Source organism: Micromonospora musae (genome assembly GCF_003626545.1).
Taxonomy (GTDB): Bacteria; Actinomycetota; Actinomycetes; order Mycobacteriales; family Micromonosporaceae; genus Micromonospora; species Micromonospora musae.
Window position 1 is genome coordinate 194,222 of sequence record NZ_RAZS01000009.1, and the last position, 18,215, is coordinate 212,436.

At 72.0% G+C, this 18,215-nt stretch carries 18 protein-coding genes; 12 read left to right on the plus strand and 6 right to left on the minus strand.

Annotation, left to right across the window (positions count from 1 at the left end):
• Positions 1-101: 101 nt before the first annotated feature.
• The 3 genes from D7147_RS24110 to D7147_RS24120 form a co-directional block, all read right to left on the minus strand.
• Positions 102-782 (minus strand): response regulator, encoded by a 681-nt coding sequence (locus tag D7147_RS24110; protein ID WP_120681472.1) that lies wholly within the window; start codon positions 780-782, stop codon positions 102-104.
• Between the two features lie 19 nt (positions 783-801).
• Positions 802-1,995 (minus strand): sensor histidine kinase, encoded by a 1,194-nt coding sequence (locus D7147_RS24115; RefSeq protein ID WP_120681474.1) that lies wholly within the window; start codon positions 1,993-1,995, stop codon positions 802-804.
• 76 nt (positions 1,996-2,071) lie between these two features.
• Positions 2,072-2,989 carry a RecB family exonuclease gene (locus D7147_RS24120; protein ID WP_120681476.1) on the minus strand — a complete coding sequence of 306 codons (918 nt, stop codon included), beginning with the start codon at positions 2,987-2,989 and terminating at the stop codon, positions 2,072-2,074.
• Positions 2,990-3,171: 182 nt separating this feature from the next.
• Here D7147_RS24120 and D7147_RS24125 point away from each other — a divergent pair, with 182 nt between their 5' ends.
• From D7147_RS24125 to D7147_RS24135, 3 genes are all read left to right on the plus strand, one after another.
• Positions 3,172-4,227 (plus strand): M50 family metallopeptidase, encoded by a 1,056-nt coding sequence (locus D7147_RS24125; protein ID WP_233563392.1) that lies wholly within the window; start codon positions 3,172-3,174, stop codon positions 4,225-4,227.
• Complete coding sequence (locus D7147_RS24130) at positions 4,224-5,231, plus strand: tRNA (adenine-N1)-methyltransferase (RefSeq protein WP_325050687.1); 1,008 nt, start codon at positions 4,224-4,226, stop codon at positions 5,229-5,231. The genes D7147_RS24125 and D7147_RS24130 overlap by 4 nt, the downstream gene beginning before the upstream one ends.
• A 78-nt stretch (positions 5,232-5,309) precedes the next feature.
• Positions 5,310-5,882: a hypothetical protein gene (locus D7147_RS24135; protein ID WP_120681482.1), complete on the plus strand. Its 573-nt coding sequence runs from the start codon at positions 5,310-5,312 to the stop codon at positions 5,880-5,882.
• A 98-nt stretch (positions 5,883-5,980) separates the two neighbouring features.
• Here D7147_RS24135 and D7147_RS24140 read toward each other — a convergent pair whose 3' ends face one another.
• Complete coding sequence (locus D7147_RS24140; protein WP_120681637.1) at positions 5,981-6,271, minus strand: ferredoxin; 291 nt, start codon at positions 6,269-6,271, stop codon at positions 5,981-5,983.
• A 179-nt stretch (positions 6,272-6,450) separates the two neighbouring features.
• Here D7147_RS24140 and arc point away from each other — a divergent pair, with 179 nt between their 5' ends.
• The 9 genes from arc (at position 6,451) to D7147_RS24185 (ending at position 15,966) form a co-directional block, all read left to right on the plus strand.
• The gene (arc, locus tag D7147_RS24145; RefSeq protein WP_120681484.1) at positions 6,451-8,232 is read left to right on the plus strand and encodes a proteasome ATPase; all 1,782 of its coding nucleotides are present in this window, start codon (positions 6,451-6,453) and stop codon (positions 8,230-8,232) included.
• Positions 8,233-8,473: 241 nt separating this feature from the next.
• Positions 8,474-9,991, plus strand: coding sequence for a depupylase/deamidase Dop (gene dop / locus D7147_RS24150; protein ID WP_120681486.1), 1,518 nt, complete (start codon positions 8,474-8,476; stop codon positions 9,989-9,991).
• 107 nt (positions 9,992-10,098) lie between these two features.
• On the plus strand, positions 10,099-10,314 hold the full coding sequence (locus D7147_RS24155) for a ubiquitin-like protein Pup (RefSeq protein WP_120681488.1): 216 nt from the start codon (positions 10,099-10,101) through the stop codon (positions 10,312-10,314).
• Positions 10,315-10,319: 5 nt separating this feature from the next.
• Positions 10,320-10,988 carry an endonuclease VII domain-containing protein gene (locus D7147_RS24160; RefSeq protein WP_120681491.1) on the plus strand — a complete coding sequence of 223 codons (669 nt, stop codon included), beginning with the start codon at positions 10,320-10,322 and terminating at the stop codon, positions 10,986-10,988.
• Positions 10,907-11,746, plus strand: a complete 840-nt coding sequence (gene prcB, locus D7147_RS24165; RefSeq protein ID WP_187398906.1) for a proteasome subunit beta — start codon at positions 10,907-10,909, stop codon at positions 11,744-11,746. Before D7147_RS24160 ends, prcB begins: the two co-directional genes overlap by 82 nt.
• A 58-nt stretch (positions 11,747-11,804) precedes the next feature.
• The gene (prcA, locus tag D7147_RS24170; protein WP_120681495.1) at positions 11,805-12,626 is read left to right on the plus strand and encodes a proteasome subunit alpha; all 822 of its coding nucleotides are present in this window, start codon (positions 11,805-11,807) and stop codon (positions 12,624-12,626) included.
• A 380-nt stretch (positions 12,627-13,006) separates the two neighbouring features.
• Positions 13,007-14,365, plus strand: coding sequence for a Pup--protein ligase (gene pafA / locus D7147_RS24175; RefSeq protein ID WP_120681497.1), 1,359 nt, complete (start codon positions 13,007-13,009; stop codon positions 14,363-14,365).
• A 69-nt stretch (positions 14,366-14,434) separates the two neighbouring features.
• The gene (locus D7147_RS24180) at positions 14,435-14,641 is read left to right on the plus strand and encodes a hypothetical protein (protein WP_120681499.1); all 207 of its coding nucleotides are present in this window, start codon (positions 14,435-14,437) and stop codon (positions 14,639-14,641) included.
• Positions 14,642-14,826: 185 nt separating this feature from the next.
• Positions 14,827-15,966 (plus strand): oxalate decarboxylase family bicupin, encoded by a 1,140-nt coding sequence (locus D7147_RS24185; protein WP_120681639.1) that lies wholly within the window; start codon positions 14,827-14,829, stop codon positions 15,964-15,966.
• A 47-nt stretch (positions 15,967-16,013) separates the two neighbouring features.
• Here the strand turns inward: D7147_RS24185 and D7147_RS24190 are convergent, their stop codons facing one another.
• Together D7147_RS24190 and D7147_RS24195 are read right to left on the minus strand one after the other, a co-directional pair.
• The gene (locus D7147_RS24190; RefSeq protein WP_120681641.1) at positions 16,014-17,099 is read right to left on the minus strand and encodes a DUF3866 family protein; all 1,086 of its coding nucleotides are present in this window, start codon (positions 17,097-17,099) and stop codon (positions 16,014-16,016) included.
• A gap of 95 nt (positions 17,100-17,194) precedes the next feature.
• Entirely contained in the window at positions 17,195-18,193 is a 999-nt protein-coding gene (locus D7147_RS24195) for a cation diffusion facilitator family transporter (RefSeq protein WP_120681501.1), read from the minus strand.
• Positions 18,194-18,215 lie beyond the last annotated feature (22 nt).

Consider the following 18,215-nt stretch of genomic DNA (forward strand, 5'->3'; position numbering starts at 1 on the left):
CGTCGGGCCGTCTGCGGTCACGGTAGGTGACGACGGCAAAAGCTACCTCGCGCCGAGGGCGGATCTTCGAATACGACGGAGGGAGTAGCCGGACGTGCCCGCTACCCCCGGGGGCGTACGAGACCCGTCTCGTACGCCAGCACCACGGCCTGCACCCGGTCGCGCAGCCCCAGCTTCGTCAACACGTGCCCGACGTGGGTCTTGATCGTGGTCTCGCTCACCGACAGCTCCGCGGCGATCTCGGAGTTGGACAACCCCCGGGCGACCTGCACCAGCACCTCCCGCTCCCGCTCGGTGAGCGCGGCCAGCGAACGCGGCGGCGTGGCCGACGGGTCGGGCAGCACGTCCGCGAACCGGTCCAGCAGCCGCTTCAGGATGCGCGGCGCCACCACCGCCTCCCCGGCGGCCACCGTGCGGATCGCGGTGACCAGGTCCTCGGCGGGCACATCCTTCGCCAGGAAGCCGCTGGCCCCGGCGCGCAGCGCCCCCACCACGTACTCGTCGAGGTCGAAGGTGGTGAGGATCAACACACGCACCGGGAGGCGGGCGTCGACGATCGCGCGGGTCGCCGCCACCCCGTCCATCCGCGGCATCCGGATGTCCATCAGCACCACGTCTGGCAGCAGCCGGCGGGACAGATCCACCGCCTCCACGCCGTCACCGGCCTCCGCGACGACGTCCAGGTCCTCCTCGGCGCCCAGCACCATCCGGAAGCCGGTACGCAGCAGCGGCTGGTCGTCGACGAGCAGGACCCGTACCGGCCGGGCCGTCCGATCGGTCATGCCGCCCCCTGCTCACCCGTCACGCCGGCACCGGCCCCGGCTGCTCCACCGGAATCCTCGCGTGGACCCGGAACCCGCCGCCGGTCCGCGCGCCGGCCTGTAGGACACCACCGTAGAGGCCGACCCGCTCCCGCATGCCCACCAGACCGTGCCCCACGCCGCGGGAACCCGGAACCGGTCCCCGCCCGTCGTCGGTGACCTCCACCACCACGGCGGCCCCGTCGTAGCCGATACGCACCTCGGCGGTCGCCGCGCCGGCGTGCTTGAGCGCGTTGGTCAACGCCTCCTGCACGATCCGGTAGATCGCCAGCGCCACGCCCTCCTCCACCACGACCGGGTCACCGTCGACGCGCAGCGTCACCGGCAGGCCCGCCTCGCGTACCTGCTCGGTCAGGGTCTCGATGCCCGCGAGCCCCGGCTGGGGGGCGAGGTCGGCGTCCGGCTCCGCGTCGGTCCGCAGCACGTCCAGCAGCCGGCGCAGCTCCCGCAGGGTGGCCCGGCCAGTCTCCTCGATCGTGCCGATCACCTCGTCGGCCGCGTCCGGGTCCCGGCGCAGCACCCGCCGCGCCCCGGTGGCCAGCACACCCATCACGCTGACGTGGTGCGCCACCACGTCGTGCAGCTCGCGGGCGATCCGGCGCCGCTCGTCGGCGACCGCCTGCTCCGCGAGCGACCGCTGCCGCTCCTCGGCCACCCGGGCCCGCTCCCGCAGCGCCCGGTTGGCCGCCTGGCGGGCCTGCACCACCCGGCCCACCGCGTACGACAGCAGCCCCACGAGCAGGTTGTTCAGCACCAGCAGGGTCGGGCTGACGGCCAGCAGGCCGTCGACCGGTGCGACCACGTTGGCCACCGCCACCGGCACCCACAGCACTGCTGCGGCCGCCGCCGCCCGCCGGGCCTGCCACCGCGCCGCCACCGTGAAGGTCAGCACGGCGAACGTCAACCCCTGCACCCCGGCGCCCAGCCCGGTCACCGCCGGAAGCCCCAGCGTGGCCACCGCCGCGCCGATCGCCGGCCAGGGCGCCACCCGGCGCAGCACCAACGGCGCCGCGCACGCCACGCTCCAGGCCACCGTCACCGGCAGCGACCGCGACCAGAGCTCGCGCGGCGTGATCAGCGCGAACACCAGCTCCATCGCCACCAGGGCGGCGGCGAGCAGCGCGTCGGCGGCGAGCGGGCGCCGACGCAGCAGCCCCCACACGCGCTCGGTCATACCGAGACGCTAGCCGCCTTCCGGCGGCGCTGATCGTCGTCGAAGACGAGCCCGATCTCCTCCCCGGGGAGGAGGCTCACTCGTCCGCCCCGGGCTGCGCGGGCCGCGATCGCGCGTCGAGCAGCGGGTCGGCGCTCGCCGCGTGCGCCGGAAACGGCGGGGGTGTGCCGCCGAAGCTCGGGCAGAGCGCCTGGTGGCTGCACCAGTCGCAGAGTCGGCTCGGCCGGGGCCGGAAGTCCTGCTGCGCGGTGGCCTGCTCGATCGCCCGCCACAACGCCACCACGGTCCGCTCGAACCGGACCAGCTCGTCGGCGTCGGGGGTGTAGTCGCAGACCTCGGCGTCGCGCAAATAGAGCAGACGCAGCACCCGCGGGACGACCCCCCGGGTACGCCACAGCACGAGCGCGTAGAACTTCAGCTGGAACAGGGCCCGCGCCTCGAACGCCTCACGCGGCGCGCCGCCGGTCTTGTAGTCGACCACCCGCAGCGCCCCGTCCGGCGCCACGTCGAGCCGGTCGAGGTAACCCCGGATCAGCAGCTCGTCGTCGACCACCGCCGAGATCAGGCTCTCCCGCTCGGCGGGCTCCAGCCGGCGCGGATCCTCCACCGCGAAGTAGCCCTCCAGCAGCCCTGCGGCCGACCGGAGGAACTCGGCGAGGGCGGCCGGGTCGCCGTCGGCGGGGAAGAGCCCGGCCAGCTCCGGCTGCTCGGTGACGAGCCGGTCCCACTGCGGGGCGACCAGGTCGCCGGCGGCGTCCGGATGACGGCCGGCGGCGGGCAGGTCGAAGAGCCGCTCCAGCACCGCGTGCACCAGCGTGCCCCGGGCCTGCTCGACGGTGGGCCGCTCGGGCAGCCGGTCGATGCTGCGGAAGCGGTAGAGCAGGGGACAGGTCTTGAAATCCGCCGCCCGCGACGGGGACAACGACGCCCGCACTGTCGCCGGCGCCCCCGCCGTGGGCGTGGGCTGTCGGGTGGTCACCTGATCCGCCGTCATGTCCGGAAGATTAGGGCACCGGTGTGACACCTTCCGCGCCCGCCGTGCCGCGCGCCGTCTCAGGTGCAGTCCGTAGCATCGACCCGATGGAGCAGACGTCCCGGCCCCGGCGCCGGCCCCTCGGCAGCCTCGCCCTGACCGTGGGACGGGTCTTCGGCGTGCCGCTGCGCCTCAACGCCTCCATGCTCCTGCTCGCCCTGCTGGTCACCGTCCTGTACGCCGAGTTCGCCCGCAATCAGCTCGCCCTGTCGCAGCTCAGCGGCTACGTCATCGGCGTCGGGTTCGTGGTCTCCCTGCTCGGCTCGGTGCTGCTGCACGAGCTCGGCCACGCGCTCACCGCCCGCCGCTATGGTATCGGCGTACGCGGGATCACCCTCGAACTGCTCGGCGGCTACACGGAGATGGACCGCGACGCCCCGTCCCCCCGCGTCGACCTGCTGGTGTCGCTCGCCGGGCCGGCGGTCTCCGCGGTCCTCGGCGCGGTCGCCGTCGTGGTCACCCTCGCCCTGCCCGATCACACCGTCGCCAACCAGCTCGCGTTCCAGCTCGCGGTGAGCAACGTGATCGTCGCGGTCTTCAACGCCCTGCCCGGCCTGCCACTCGACGGCGGGCGGGCGCTGCGCGCCGCCGTCTGGGCGGTCACCCGCGACCGGCACCGGGGCACCGAGGTGGCCGGCTGGGTGGGCCGGATCGTGGCGGCCGGCACCGCGGCGCTGGTCGCCGGCCTCACCCTCACCCACCGACTGGCCCCGCTGGCGCTGCCGCTGATGCTGCTGGTGGCGTTCACCCTCTGGCGCGGCGCCGGCCAGTCGATCCGGTACGCGAAGATCAGCCGGCGCTTCCCCCTGATCGACCTGGCCCGCCTGGCCCGACCGGTCTGGCCGGTGCCGACCGGCACCCCGCTCGCCGAGGCGCAGCGCCGAGCCGAGCACGCCCGGGCCGACGCGGCGTTGCTCGTCACCGACAGCACCGGTCGACCCGTCGGCCTGGTCGACCCGGCCGAGGTGGCGGCGGTGCCGGTCGAGCGTCGACCCTGGCTCGCCGTCGACGCGGTGTCCCGGCCGCTCGCCGCGCTGCCCACCCTTCCCCTCGGGCTCGACGGGGAACGCGTGATGGAGGCCGTGCAGACCCACCCGGGCGCACGGTACGTGGTGACCTCAGGCGAAGATGTCGTCGGCGTTCTGCACATCGCGGATCTCGCCCAGCTCCTCGAACCCGACCGGAAGATGAACACGTGAGCGCAACTCCCTCCGCCGCCCCCGGCGCCCCGGTGCCCGCCGACCGCCCCGGGCCGGCCCCGGCGCGCCGAGGCCCCTTCCAGGTCGGCGACCGGGTGCAGCTGACCGACCCGAAGGGGCGGATGCACACCATCACCCTGGAGCCCGGCAAGGCCTTCCACACCCACCGCGGCATCCTCGACCACGACGCGCTCATCGGTCAGCCCGACGGCAGCGTGGTCACCACCACCGGCGGCGGCACCGCCTTCCTCGCCCTGCGCCCGCTGCTCGCCGACTACGTGCTCTCCATGCCCCGCGGCGCCCAGGTGATCTACCCGAAGGACTCGGCGCAGATCGTGGCGATGGGCGACATCTTCCCCGGCGCCAAGGTGCTCGAGGCCGGCGCGGGCTCCGGCGCGCTCAGCTGCTCGCTGCTGCGGGCGGTCGGCGCCGAGGGGGAGCTGCACTCGTTCGAGGTGCGCGAGGACTTCGCCGAGATCGCCCGCCGCAACGTGGAGTCCTTCTTCAACGGCCCGCACCCGGCCTGGAACCTGCACGTCGGCGACGTCGCCCAGTGTCAGGAGACCGGCTTCGACCGGATCATCCTCGACATGCTCACCCCCTGGGAGACCCTCGACATGGTCGAGCGGGCGCTGCTGCCCGGCGGGGTGTTCATCGGCTACGTGGCGACGACCCCGCAGCTCTCCGAACTGGTCGAGGCACTGCGCGAGCGGGGCGGCTGGACCGAGCCCCGGGCCTGGGAGTCGCTGGTGCGCGACTGGCACGCCGAGGGCCTCGCCGTCCGCCCGGACCACCGGATGGTCGCCCACACCGCTTTCCTGGTCTCCGCCCGCAAGCTCGCCCCCGGCGTCACCGCGCCGCCGCGGCGACGCAAGCCGAGCAAGGGCACCGAGGCGTACGTGCAGCGCCGCCAGGTGCTGCGGGAGGCGGAGGCCGCCCGGCAGGCGGCCGCCCAGGCAGCGGTGACAGCTCCCGACGCAGCGGAGGAGATGGACACGCCGTGACGGGCGGCCTGGCATGAGTGCACGGTTGTTCCGTCCGCGAACGGTTCACGGGGGCGCCGACCAGAGGGAGGATGCGGTATGAGCAGCCCGGGCTACGGCGGCGGTGACCTGCCAGCGGTCTTCCCGGACTGGTCGCCGTACCAGGATCTGGAGTCGGCCGCGCGGGCCTACCTGCGGGACCCGGACATCGCCCTGGAGGCGTTCGGCGGGGTGCTGCGCGGCGCGTCGGTGCTCGGCTTCACGTTGGAACGGTTCGTCAACGAGGTCAACGGTGTCTGGCAGGAGGTCGTCGTCTGCGACGGCAGCCGGCTGATCCTCTGGCACGGCGAGGACGTGCCGCCGGGCGAGGGACCGCCCGGGTCGATGACCTCGTCGCTGCGGGTGGTGCCGGTCTCCACGGTCACCGAGGTCGGCTGCCGCCGCCGGCTCACCCGCGCCGACAACGGTACGGTCCGCGTCGACAGCATCGACGTCTACCTGCTGCTCACCTCGCTCGACGAGGCGCCGCCACCCGAGGAGGTGGTCGGCGGGCCCCGGCACGACGCGCTGCGGTTCGGCAAGACCCTCGACGACGGCGGCGCCGGGCAGATCGCCCGGCTGGAGGAGTTCGCCCGGCTGGTCGCCTCGGTCGTCGGCCGACCGATGCTCTGACCGGCCGGGGAGACCGGCCGACGCTTTGACCGGCCGGAGACGGGCCAGATACGAAGAGATGCCCGGCGGCACGCCGCCGGGCATCTCTTCGTATCTGCTCAGTCGGCGTCGGGACCGGCCACCTCGACGCCGTCGCCGGCGCGTACGACGTGGATGCACTCGCCCGGGCACTCCTTCGCCGAGTCGATCACCTCGAGGCGCAGGTGCTCCGGAACATCGACGCGGCTGCCGGGGGCCTGCAACAGCTCACCGTCGGAGCCCTTGACGTAGGCCAGCCCGTCGACGTCGAACTCGAAGACCTCCGGCGCGTACTGCACGCAGAGCCCGTCGCCCGTGCAGAGATCCTGGTCCACCCAGACCTGAAGCTGGTCCGTCGCGACCTGCGCCACCGGCGCACCCCCCATGTTCTCCCGTCCCACGCCCCGACGGTACCCGAATGCCCGCAACGGTCCTGATGACCCACCCGTAGCGATCAAGGTTCAGTGACAGGGGCGTTGCGCGGGACCGAATCGGGCTCATAGCGGCTAGTGTTAGGGCAGAACGTTCAAGCCCCCCGGGGAGGTGGGACGTGGCACGCAGCGACGACGCGGACTCGCGCGCCGCACGGTGGGAGAAGGAGGCCCACGATCTCTCCACGCAGGTCGCGTTCCTTCAAGAGGAACTCGCCCTGGTGCGGCGCAAGTTGACCGAAGGCCCCCGACACGTCCGGCAGCTCGAGGAGCGGCTGGCCGCCACCCAGGCGCAGTTGGCGCGGCTGACCGAGAACAACGACCGGCTCGTGAGCACCCTCAAGGAGGCTCGCGCGCAGATCGTGACGCTCAAGGAGGAGATCGACCGCCTCGCCCAACCACCGAGCGGTTACGGAGTGTTCCTCGCCCGACACGACGACGGAACCGTCGACGTCTTCACCGGCGGCCGCAAGCTACGGGTCGCGGTGTCGCCGTCGTTGGACGTCGCCGAACTGCGGCGCGGCCAGGAGGTCCTGCTCAACGACGCGCTCAACATCGTCGACGCGTTCGGTTACGAGCGGGTCGGCGAGGTGGTCATGCTCAAGGAGGTGCTGGAGAGCCCCGGCGGCGGTCCCGGTGACCGGGCGCTGGTGGTTTCCCACTCCGACGAGGAGCGCATCGTGCACCTCGCCGAGAGCCTGATCGGGTCCTCGATCCGGGCCGGCGACTCGCTCATGATCGAGCCCCGTTCGGCGTACGCGTACGAGCGGATCCCGAAGAGCGAGGTCGAGGAGTTGGTCCTGGAGGAGGTGCCCGACGTCGACTACTCCGACATCGGTGGCCTCCAGTCGCAGATCGAGCAGATCCGCGACGCGGTGGAGCTGCCCTTCCTGCACGCCGACCTGTTCCGCGAGCACCAGCTCCGCCCGCCCAAGGGGATCCTGCTCTACGGCCCGCCCGGCTGCGGCAAGACGCTGATCGCCAAGGCGGTGGCCAACTCCCTGGCCAAGAAGATCGCCGAGCGGCGCGGCGAGGAGAAGCACACCAGCTTCTTCCTCAACATCAAGGGCCCCGAGCTGCTCAACAAGTACGTCGGTGAGACCGAGCGGCACATCCGGTTGATCTTCCAGCGGGCGCGGGAGAAGGCCGGCGAGGGCACCCCGGTGATCGTGTTCTTCGACGAGATGGACTCGGTCTTCCGTACCCGCGGCTCCGGTGTCTCCTCGGACGTCGAGAACACCATCGTTCCGCAGCTGCTCAGCGAGATCGACGGTGTGGAGGGCCTGGAGAACGTCATCGTCATCGGCGCCTCGAACCGCGAGGACATGATCGACCCGGCCATCCTGCGCCCCGGCCGGCTCGACGTGAAGATCAAGATCGAGCGGCCGGACGCCGAGGCGGCCAAGGACATCTTCTCCAAGTACATCCTCTCGGGTCTGCCGCTGCACGCCGACGACCTGACCGAGCACGGCGGTGACCCACAGGCCACCGTGGCGGCGATGATCGACGCGGTCGTGCTGCGGATGTACTCCGAGACCGAGGAGAACCGCTTCCTCGAGGTCACCTACGCCAACGGCGACAAGGAAGTCCTCTACTTCAAGGACTTCAACTCCGGCGCGATGATCCAGAACATCGTCGACCGGGGCAAGAAGATGGCCATCAAGGAGTTCCTCACCTCCAACCGCAAGGGACTGCGACTGCAGCACCTGCTCGACGCCTGCGTCGACGAGTTCCGGGAGAACGAGGACCTGCCCAACACCACCAACCCGGACGACTGGGCCCGCATCTCCGGCAAGAAGGGCGAGCGGATCGTCTACATCCGCACGCTCGTCTCCGGCGGCAAGGGCGCCGAGGCCGGACGGTCCATCGAGACCGCCAGCAACACCGGCCAGTACCTCTGACCGGCAGCGCGACACGACGGGGCTCGGGGTGGCGTACGCCCCGGGCCCCGTCGATCGCCGCGCCCGACCCCACCGCCACGTCCGCTCCCGGCCGGACCGCCTCGGCCCGCCGGGCCCGGCCGCGGCGCACCCTCCCCGCCATTTGCAGACGGCGCGACGTCTGGCACGCCCCCGTACGCCGTGTGGCCGACTACGCTCGACGGGACGGGGGACCGGACGGGCGAGCGGAGCGAGCAGGTCGATGAGCGTACGACGGATCATGGGCACCGAGGTCGAGTACGGCATCTCCGTGCCCGGTCAGGCCGGAGCCAACCCGATGGTGACCTCCTCGCAGGTGGTGAACGCCTACGGCGCGCGTCCGGAACTCAACCGCGGTGGCCGCGCCCGCTGGGACTACGAGGAGGAGTCGCCGCTGCGCGACGCCCGGGGCTTCACCTACTCCGGCGCCGCGTACGACCCCGCGGAGGCCCTCGCCGACGAGGACCTGGGGCTCGCCAACGTCATACTGACCAACGGTGCGCGCCTCTACGTCGACCACGCCCACCCGGAGTACTCCACTCCGGAGGTCACCAATCCGCTGGACGTGGTGCGCTGGGACAAGGCCGGCGAGCGTGTGATGGCCGAGGCGTCCCGGCGGGCGGCCACCATCCCCGGCACCCAGCCCATCCACCTCTACAAGAACAACACCGACAACAAGGGCGCCAGCTACGGCGCCCACGAGAACTACCTGATGCGTCGGCAGACGCCGTTCGCGGACATCGTCGCGTACCTGACCCCGTTCTTCGTCACCCGGCAGATCGTCTGCGGCGCCGGACGGGTGGGCATCGGCCAGGACGGCGGCCAGAACGGCTTCCAGATCTCCCAGCGGGCCGACTTCTTCGAGGTCGAGGTCGGGCTGGAGACCACCCTCAAGCGGCCGATCATCAACACCCGCGACGAGCCGCACGCGGACGCGGACAAGTACCGGCGGCTGCACGTCATCATCGGTGACGCCAACCTCTCCGAGATCTCCACCTACCTGAAGGTCGGCACCACCGCGCTGATCCTCACGATGATCGAGGAGAAGGCGCTCGGCCCCGACCTGGGCATCGCCGACCCGGTCAACGAGCTGCGCGCGGTCAGCCACGATCCGTCGCTCACCCACCTGATGCGGATGCGGGACGGGCGGCGGCTCACGGCGTTGGACGTGCAGTGGGCGTACTACGAGCGCGTGCGCTCCTTTGTCGACGACCGTTACGGCGACGATGTGGACGCCCAGACCGAGGACGTGCTGGCCCGCTGGGAGAGCGTGCTGGACCGGCTCGGGCGGGACGCGATGCTCTGCGCCGACGAGCTGGACTGGGTGGCGAAGCTGCGGCTGCTCCACGGCTACCAGGAGCGGGAGAAGCTCGGCTGGGGGGCGCACAAGCTCCAGCTGGTCGACCTGCAGTACTCCGACGTCCGGCCGGAGAAGGGCCTCTACCACCGCCTGGTCTCCCGGGGTGCGATGAAGACGCTGCTCAGCGACGAGGACACCCGCACCGCCATGACCGAGCCCCCGGAGGACACCCGGGCCTACTTCCGCGGCCGCTGCCTCGCCCAGTACGCCTCCGAGGTGGTCGCGGCGAGCTGGGACTCGGTCATCTTCGACGTGGGCCGGGAGTCGCTGGTACGGGTGCCGATGATGGAGCCGGAGCGGGGCACCCGTAAGCACGTCGGCGCCCTCTTCGACAGGTGTGCCTCTGCGAAGGACCTGCTGGAGACGCTGACCGGCGGCTGACCCGGATCGCGGCCGAGCCCGCTGCGCGTCGACTACGGCGCGCGGCGGGCTTTTCGTCGCCCGCGCGAGGTAAGTTTCTCGCAAGAGATCGTTGGAGGAGGCACCAGATGGCCACTCGTGACAGCGGCGGTCAGTCGCAGTCGGGCAAGTCCCGCCAGAACGAGGAGATCGAGGACGTCACCACCGAGGCGAACCCGGAGGTCGCCGAGCGGCACGCCGAGATCACCGAGGACGTCGACGACCTGCTCGACGAGATCGACTCCGTCCTCGAAGAGAACGCCGAGGAATTTGTGAGAGGATACGTCCAGAAAGGGGGACAATAGGGGGTATGTCCGATTCGCCCGAGGCGACGGACAAGGTCTGTCCCCAGTGCGGTCAATCGCTTCCCGCGTCGGCGTTCCACCGCAACAAACGTCGGCCCGACGGGCTCGCGTTCTACTGTAAGACCTGCGCGGCCGCCCGCTCCGCAGCGAGCCGCCGTAAACGCGGGATCGCCGCACAGCGGACGCCCGCCGTGCCGGTCGTGGATGGACTGAAGTGCTGCCCGGACTGCCAGCAGATCAAGCCGTTGGCGGACTTTCCACGGACCACCAATGCCAGCGGACGGCACAGCTACTGCAAGCCCTGCCACAACGCGCGGGGCCGTGAATCCAAGCAGCGGCTCTACGGCGGCAGTCGTGAATACCACCTGCGGCGGCGGTACGGCGTCGGGCAGAAGGAGTTCGATGAACTCCTGACCGAGCAAGGTGGGGTGTTCGCCGTCTGCGGTACCCCCGATCCGGAACATCTGGACCACGATCATCGCACCGGGTGGGTGCGCGGGATACTCTGCTTCAACTGCAACGGTGGTCTTGGCCAGTTCCGGGACAGTCCAGAGCGGCTGGCCAGGGCGATCACGTACCTGAGAGGAACCACGTGGCAGCGGGTTTTGATCCATCCGGGCGTCTACCAGATGTGTTCACCAACGCGGGGACGTCCTCCTTCACCTCGTTCCTGAGCAAGGTGGCACCCGAGATGCTGCCCGGCCGACGGCCGCTGCCCCCGGGCATGGCGGCCGACATGGCGCCGCACGCGACCACCATCGTGGCGATCTCCGCCGCCGGGGGCGTCGTGATGGCGGGCGACCGGCGGGCCACGATGGGCAACCTGATCGCCCAGCGGGACATCGAGAAGGTGCACCCGGCCGACGCGTACTCACTGGTCGGCATCGCCGGCACCGCCGGTATCGGCATCGAGCTGATGCGGCTGTTCCAGGTGGAGCTGGAGCACTACGAGAAGATCGAGGGCGCCATGCTCTCGCTCGACGGCAAGGCCAACCGGCTCGCCTCGATGATCCGGGGCAACCTCGGCGCCGCCATGCAGGGGCTCGCGGTGATCCCGCTCTTCGCCGGCTTCGATCTGGCCGCCGCCGACCCGGCGAGGGCCGGTCGGATCTTCAGCTTCGACGTGACCGGCGGCCCGTACGAGGAGACCGGCTACGACGCCATCGGCTCCGGCTCGTTGTTCGCCAAGTCCGCGCTCAAGAAGCGGTTCCGGGCCGGGCTGTCGATCGACGACGCCACCAAGCTCGCGGTCGAGGCGCTCTACGACGCCGCCGACGACGACACGGCTACCGGTGGTCCCGACCTGACCCGCCGCATCTACCCCGTGGTGATGACCGCGACCGCGGAGGGCACGCACCGGCTCACCGACGCCGAGACGGGGGCGATCGCGGAGGCCGTGGTCTCCGCCCGGATGGAGAACCCGGGCGGCTGACCGGCCGTCCGCAGTCGTCAGCAGTCGTTCCGCACAGCGCTAAGGAGAACCAGCCGCCGTGGCCATGCAGTTCTACGCCTCGCCCGAGCAGATCATGCGCGACCGCTCCGAGCTGGCCCGCAAGGGCATCGCCCGCGGGCGCAGCGCGGTGGTCCTGAGCTACGAGGGTGGGGTGCTCTTCGTCGCCGAGAACCTCTCCAGCGCCCTGCACAAGGTCAGTGAGATCTACGACCGGATCGGCTTCGCGGCCGTGGGCCGCTACAACGAGTTCGAGAACCTGCGCCGGGCCGGCGTGCGGATGGCCGACCTGAACGGGCTCTCCTACGACCGGCGCGACGTCACCGGCCGGGCGCTGGCGAACGCGTTCGCGCAGACCCTGGGCGCCATCTTCACCGAGCAGTCGAAGCCGTTCGAGGTGGAGATCTGCGTGGCGGAGGTCGGCGCGGCGCCCGACGACGACGAGCTCTACCGGCTCACGTACGACGGCTCGGTCAACGACGAGCCCGGCCGGATGGCCATGGGCGGCCAGGCGGAGGCGATCACCGGTGTGCTCAAGGCGGAGCACCGGGCGGACATGACGCTCGGCGAGGCGGTGAAGGTGGCCGTGAAGGCGCTGGGCAGCGTCGGCGGCGAGGGCGGCGCCGCCCGGACCATCGCCGCGAACCAGCTGGAGGTGGCGGTCCTCGACCGCCGCCGCATCGGCCGTACGTTCCGCCGGATCACCGGGGCGGCGCTGACGGCGTTGCTGGACGGTGGGGTGGCCGAGGAGCCGGCGGGTGGCCCGCAGACGCCGACGGCGCCGACGGGGGAGGCGCACAAGCCGACCACGTCCGCCGCCTCGGCAGATCTGGAGCGCCGGGAGTCCGAGGGCGAGTCCTGAGCGACGCCCGCGCCTGAGTCCGCGACGAGCCGCCGGCCCGGTCGACCGCCCTGCGGTCGGCTCGGCCGGCGGCTCGCCCGGTTTCGGCGGCCGGGGCGGCTTCGGCGGCGACGTGCGACCCGGCGGCGAAGTGGACGATCAGGGGTGGCGGTGCCAGGGTGCGGTAGCGGCTCGGCGCCGGTGAGCGGCCGCAGGTTCGACGCCGAGTCGAGGGGCGCGGCGCCGCCGGCGACGAGGGTCTGCGCGGCTGTCGAGGTGCCGGTCGGCCGGTGGCGCGGGGCCGGGTCCGCGGGTGGCGGTCCGGTGGGCGGCCGGCCGCGTGGGAAGGCCACGCTCTTGAGCGCTGCCCAATCCGGGCTTCGGGCGGCTAATGTCACACCATGGAGCGGCGAATCTTCGGCCTCGAGACCGAGTACGGCGTCACCTGCACCTACCGCGGACAGCGGCGGCTCTCCCCGGACGAGGTGGCCCGCTACCTCTTCCGCCGGGTCGTGTCCTGGGGCCGGTCCAGCAACGTGTTCCTGCGTAACGGGGCCCGGCTCTACCTGGACGTCGGATCCCACCCGGAGTACGCCACTCCGGAGTGCGACTCGGTGGTCGACCTGGTGGCCCACGACCGCGCCGGTGAGCGGATCCTCGAGGGGCTGCTCGTCGACGCGGAGAAGCGGCTGCACGACGAGGGCATCGCGGGTGAGATCTACCTGTTCAAGAACAACACCGATTCGGCCGGCAACTCGTACGGTTGCCACGAGAACTACCTGGTGTCCCGGCACGGCGAGTTCGGCCGGCTGGCCGACGTGCTGATCCCGTTCCTGGTCACCCGGCAGTTGATCTGTGGTGCGGGCAAGGTGCTGCAGACCCCGCGGGGCGCCGTCTACTGCCTCTCGCAGCGGGCCGAGCACATCTGGGAGGGGGTCTCCTCGGCGACGACGCGCAGCCGTCCCATCATCAACACCCGGGACGAGCCGCACGCCGACGCCGAGCGTTACCGCCGGCTACACGTGATCGTCGGCGACTCCAACATGAACGAGGTCACCACACTGCTCAAGGTCGGCTCCGCCGACATCGTGCTGCGGATGATCGAGGCCGGGGTGGTGATGCGGGACCTGTCGCTGGAGAACCCGATCCGGGCGATCCGCGAGGTGTCCCACGACATCACCGGGCGGCGCAAGGTGCGCCTCGCCTCCGGTAAGGAGATCAGCGCGCTGGAGATCCAGCAGGAGTACCTCTCCAGGGCGACCGAGTTCGTCGAGCGGCGTGGTGGCGACCAGACCGCCAAGCGGGTGGTGGAGCTGTGGGGTCGGGTGCTGGGGGCGGTGGAGACCGGCGACCTGGATCCGGTGGCCCGGGAGATCGACTGGGTGACGAAGCTGCGCCTGATCGAGCGTTACCAGCGCAAGCACGACCTGCCGCTGTCGCATCCGCGGGTGGCTCAGATGGACCTGGCCTACCACGACCTTCGTCGCGGCCGGGGCCTCTACGCGCTGCTGGAGCGGCGCGGCGACGTGGACCGGGTGGCGACGGATCCGGAGATCTTCGAGGCGAAGGAGACGCCGCCGCAGACGACCCGTGCCCGGCTGCGCGGGGAGTTCATCCGGCACGCGCAGGAGAAGCGGCGTGACTTCACCGTCGACTGGGTGCACCTGAAGCTCAACGACCAGGCGCAGCGCACCGTACTCTGCAAGGACCCGTTCCGGGCGTACGACGAGCGGGTCGAGCGGCTGATCGCCAGCATGTGAGCCCCGTGGAGGGGCCGGGCCGGCGGTGGCGCGCCGCCGGCCCGGACCGCCCGGTAGGCTGGCCGGGCCATGACGACATCCCCGGGCCCGCAGTCGGGCCGAGAGCCCACCGACAGTGGCCGGCAGCGCCAGAACTGGGTGGAGCGCCGCCGGACGAAGATCCGCGACGAGATCGAACGGAACCGGCGCGGTGAGTACAGAGTGCCGACGTGGGTGCTCGCGCTCGCGCTGCTGCTGATCGTCGGCGGCTGGCTCGCCCTGATCTTCCTCGTCTGAGCCGCACCGCGCCGCCTCCTCCCGCCTCCGTGGCGGGCCTCCTGTTCGGGTGACCCGGGCGGGCCAGCGAATGGCCCGTCCGGGTCGCGGTGTCGGGTAGGCCCCGTCGTCGCCGCCGCACGGTCAGCGCGCGCCTGCCCGTCGGCCCGGCGATGACCGGGCACGCCACGACGCGGGAGGCGATCATGAACGAGATGAGGGTGCCGCAGCCGGAGCGGGGCGGCGGGGGCTGGCGGGATCCCGGGCCGCGGGACGTGACGCGGGACCGGGAGAACCCGGACCTGCTCGTTCCGCCCGCCACGGACGCCGGAACCGTACCGAACCTGCGGTTCTCCTTCGCGGACGCGCACACCCGCATCGAGCAGGGCGGCTGGACCCGCGAGATAACCCAGCGGGAGCTGCCGATCGCCACGGAGCTCAGCGGCGTGGACATGGCCCTGGAGCCGGGGGCGTACCGGGAGCTGCACTGGCACAAGCAGTCCGAGTGGGCGTACGTGTTGAGCGGCAGTTGCCGGATCAGCGCGGTCGACCAGGAGGGGCGCAACTTCCTCGACGACGTGCGCGCCGGGGACCTGTGGTTCTTCCCGAAGGGCGTGCCGCACCACATCCAGGCCCTCGACGAGGGCGTGGAGTTCCTGCTGGTCTTCGACGACGGGGCGTTCTCGGAGAACGGCACGTTCCTGATCAGCGACTGGTTCGCGCACACCCCGCGGGAGGTGCTGGCGAAGAACTTCGGCTGGGCCCCGGAGCTGCTGGACCGGCTGCCGGAGCGGGAGAAGTACATCTTCGCCGGGCAGCTGCCGCCGCCGTTGGAGCGGGACCGGGTGATCAGCCCGACCGGCGACGTGCCGAGCAGCTTCAGCCACCGGATGCTCGCCCAGCAACCGCAGCGGTTCCCCGGTGGCACGGTCCGCGTCGCCGACGTCTCCACCTTCGCGGCGGCCACCACCATCTGCGCCGCCCTCGTCGAGGTGGAGCCGGGCGGCCTACGCGAGATGCACTGGCACCCCAACGACGACGAGTGGCAGTACTACATCTCCGGGCAGGGCCGGATGGGGGTCTTCGCGAGCACGGGCGTGGCGCGGACGTTCGACTTCCGGGCCGGTGACGTGGGATACGTGCCGTTCGCCTATGGCCACTACATCGAGAACCTTGGTTCGGAGCCGCTGGTCTACCTGGAGATGTTCCGCAAACCCCGGTTCGCCGACATCTCGCTGACCCAGTGGATGGCGAACACGCCGGCCGAGGTGGTGGCGGACACCGTCAACCTGCCACCCGAGGTGATCGCCGGGCTGCCGCAGGAGAAGCGTCCCGTGGTCCGCTGACCGCCGCGGGTGTCACCGTCTCGCCGGTCGTCCGGCGGCGGTGGCGGTCAGCCCAGCAGGGTGGCGGCGTGGCGACCGGCGGCCGCGGCGGTGAGGAAGTAGGCGTGGTCGGCGTCGAGGCCGCGTCCCATGGTGGAGAGCGGCACCGGAGTGGCCCGCAGCGCGGCGTCGAGACCGTCGGTGCGTACCCGGACGATCCGGTGCCGCGCGGCGAGCGGCGCGAGTTCGGCGTCGACGTCGGCGGCGAGCGTCGGGTCGAGACCGTCGGGCACCACCAGCTCGGCCGGGGCCAGCGCCACCCGGCCGTACGCGGTGAGGCTGTGGTGGGACACGCCGCGATGGCGCGGGCGGGCGTCGGCGTCGGAGATGCGCAGCGACCCGACGGGGCGTCCGCCCAGCGTGGCGATGGCGTTGACCGCCTCGCCGACGGCCACCCCGGAGAAGCCCCAGCGGGTACCGGTGCCGAGGTTCCCGGGGCCTTGGGAGACGACCGCCACGTCGGCGTCGAGCACGTGGCGGGCGGCGAGCAGCCCGCTGTGCAGCGTGCTCGCCTCCAGGTCGCCGCCGAAGGCCTGCCCGACGGTGATGGTGCCGGCCAGTTCGTCGCGCAGCCCGGCGAGGGTGCGGGAGAACCAGGCGGCGAGGGCTCCGCCGTCGGTGAGCACGTACGCGATCCGGGCGTGTGGGGCGTCGGCGCGGACGCCGGCGACGATCGCCGGCAGGGCCGAGTGCAGGTCGGCCGTGACCACGGGCATGCCGCCCAGGTCCTCGGCGGTCTCGAGGAGCGCCCGGTGCGGTGAGGCCTCCTCGTCCACGCCGAGCAGGATCGGCTGCAGCGGGGTGTAGCGGGCCTTGACCAGGTGACCGCTGTCGCGGGTGTCGTCGGCCTGCGGCGGGTCCGGCGGCAGCCGGTCCGGCAGCGCCACCACCAGGGCGTACCCGCCGGTGCCGAGGCCCATCAGCAGCGCGCCGGCGTTGAGCAGCACCCGGTCGCCCGGCTCGGGCCGGCCGACCAGGTGGGGGTAGGCCAGCGCCCGCATGGGCGAACCGTCGGCGAGCGTCACGTCCAGCTCCACCGCCCCGGCCCACTGCCGTCGCAGCGCCGTCACCGTTCCGGACCGCCATCGCACCATGACGGGCACGCTAGCGTCCGCGGGCCGGCCGGCCCGGCACCGGGTCCAGGTGCGGATCGTGTCCGCCGTCCGGCGGTGTGTCTGTCCGGGCCGGGTCAGCGCAGGCCGGGGTCGACCGGGCCGTCCTCGATCGGGGGTTCCGGTTCCCGGGCCGCCCGGGCGCCGCCGGGCATCGACCGGGTCGGGTCGAGGAAGAGGTACCGGACCTCCGGGTAGCGCTCCCGCAGCCGCCGTTCCGCCTCGTCGGCGGCGGCCTCGATGTCCGCGCCGGTGGCCTCGTCCCGGAAGTCGACCTTGGCGGCGACGAGGATGTCCTCCGGGCCGAGCTGCATGGTGAAGAGCGTGCCGACCCGGGTCACCTCGGGCAGCCCGGCCAGGGAGCGCTCGATCTCGCCCTGCAGGCGTTCCGGCACCGCCCGCCCGACCAGCAGCGACAGGTTGCTGTACGCCAGCGTGGCGGCCACCACCAGCAACAGCACGCCGATCAGCACCGAGGCGATCCCGTCCCACAGCTCGTCGCCGGTGAGTTCGGAGAGCGCGACGCCGCACCCGGCCAGGATCAGGCCGATGAGCGCGGCGCTGTCCTCGAGGACGACCGCCTTGACCGTGGTGTCGGCGGTCAGGCGCAGGTAGCGGCGCCCGGTGGTGCCCCACCTGCGGGCCTCGCGGCGCACCTGGCGTACCGCCCGGCCCAGCGAGATCGCCTCGATGACGAAGGAGACCGCGAGCACGACGTACGAGACCAGGAAGTCGCCGCTGTGTTCGTGCACGAGGATCGTGGTGATCCCGTGCGTGATCGCGAAGCCGGCGCCGGCGACGAAGGTGAACAGGGCCGCGAAGAAGGCCCAGATGTAGCTCTCCTTGCCGTAGCCGAACGGGTGCCGGGCGTCCGCCGGCCGGGCACCTCGGCGCAGGGCCATGAACAGCAGCAGCTCGGTGGTGGTGTCGGCGACCGAGTGGGCGGCTTCGGAGAGCATGGCCGCGGAGCCGGAGATCAGGCCCGCGACCAGCTTCGCTGCCGCGATGGCGAGGTTCGCCGCACCGGCGATGATCACGGTGCCGACGCTCTCGCTCTTGGCTTCCGGTTGTGCCATGGCAAAACACTATGGCCCCGGC

Bases quoted from the DNA above. Each gene is read 5' to 3' on its own strand.
- D7147_RS24110 (WP_120681472.1), bottom strand. From the start codon at position 782: ATGACCGATCGGACGGCCCGGCCGGTACGGGTCCTGCTCGTCGACGAC.
- D7147_RS24115 (WP_120681474.1), bottom strand. From the start codon at position 1,995: ATGACCGAGCGCGTGTGGGGGCTGCTGCGTCGGCGCCCGCTCGCCGCC.
- D7147_RS24120 (WP_120681476.1), bottom strand. From the start codon at position 2,989: ATGACGGCGGATCAGGTGACCACCCGACAGCCCACGCCCACGGCGGGG.
- D7147_RS24125 (WP_233563392.1), top strand. From the start codon at position 3,172: ATGCTCCTGCTCGCCCTGCTGGTCACCGTCCTGTACGCCGAGTTCGCC.
- D7147_RS24135 (WP_120681482.1), top strand. From the start codon at position 5,310: ATGAGCAGCCCGGGCTACGGCGGCGGTGACCTGCCAGCGGTCTTCCCG.
- dop (WP_120681486.1), top strand. From the start codon at position 8,474: ATGAGCGTACGACGGATCATGGGCACCGAGGTCGAGTACGGCATCTCC.
- D7147_RS24155 (WP_120681488.1), top strand. From the start codon at position 10,099: ATGGCCACTCGTGACAGCGGCGGTCAGTCGCAGTCGGGCAAGTCCCGC.
- D7147_RS24160 (WP_120681491.1), top strand. From the start codon at position 10,320: ATGTCCGATTCGCCCGAGGCGACGGACAAGGTCTGTCCCCAGTGCGGT.
- pafA (WP_120681497.1), top strand. From the start codon at position 13,007: ATGGAGCGGCGAATCTTCGGCCTCGAGACCGAGTACGGCGTCACCTGC.
- D7147_RS24180 (WP_120681499.1), top strand. From the start codon at position 14,435: ATGACGACATCCCCGGGCCCGCAGTCGGGCCGAGAGCCCACCGACAGT.
- D7147_RS24185 (WP_120681639.1), top strand. From the start codon at position 14,827: ATGAACGAGATGAGGGTGCCGCAGCCGGAGCGGGGCGGCGGGGGCTGG.
- D7147_RS24190 (WP_120681641.1), bottom strand. From the start codon at position 17,099: ATGGTGCGATGGCGGTCCGGAACGGTGACGGCGCTGCGACGGCAGTGG.
- D7147_RS24195 (WP_120681501.1), bottom strand. From the start codon at position 18,193: ATGGCACAACCGGAAGCCAAGAGCGAGAGCGTCGGCACCGTGATCATC.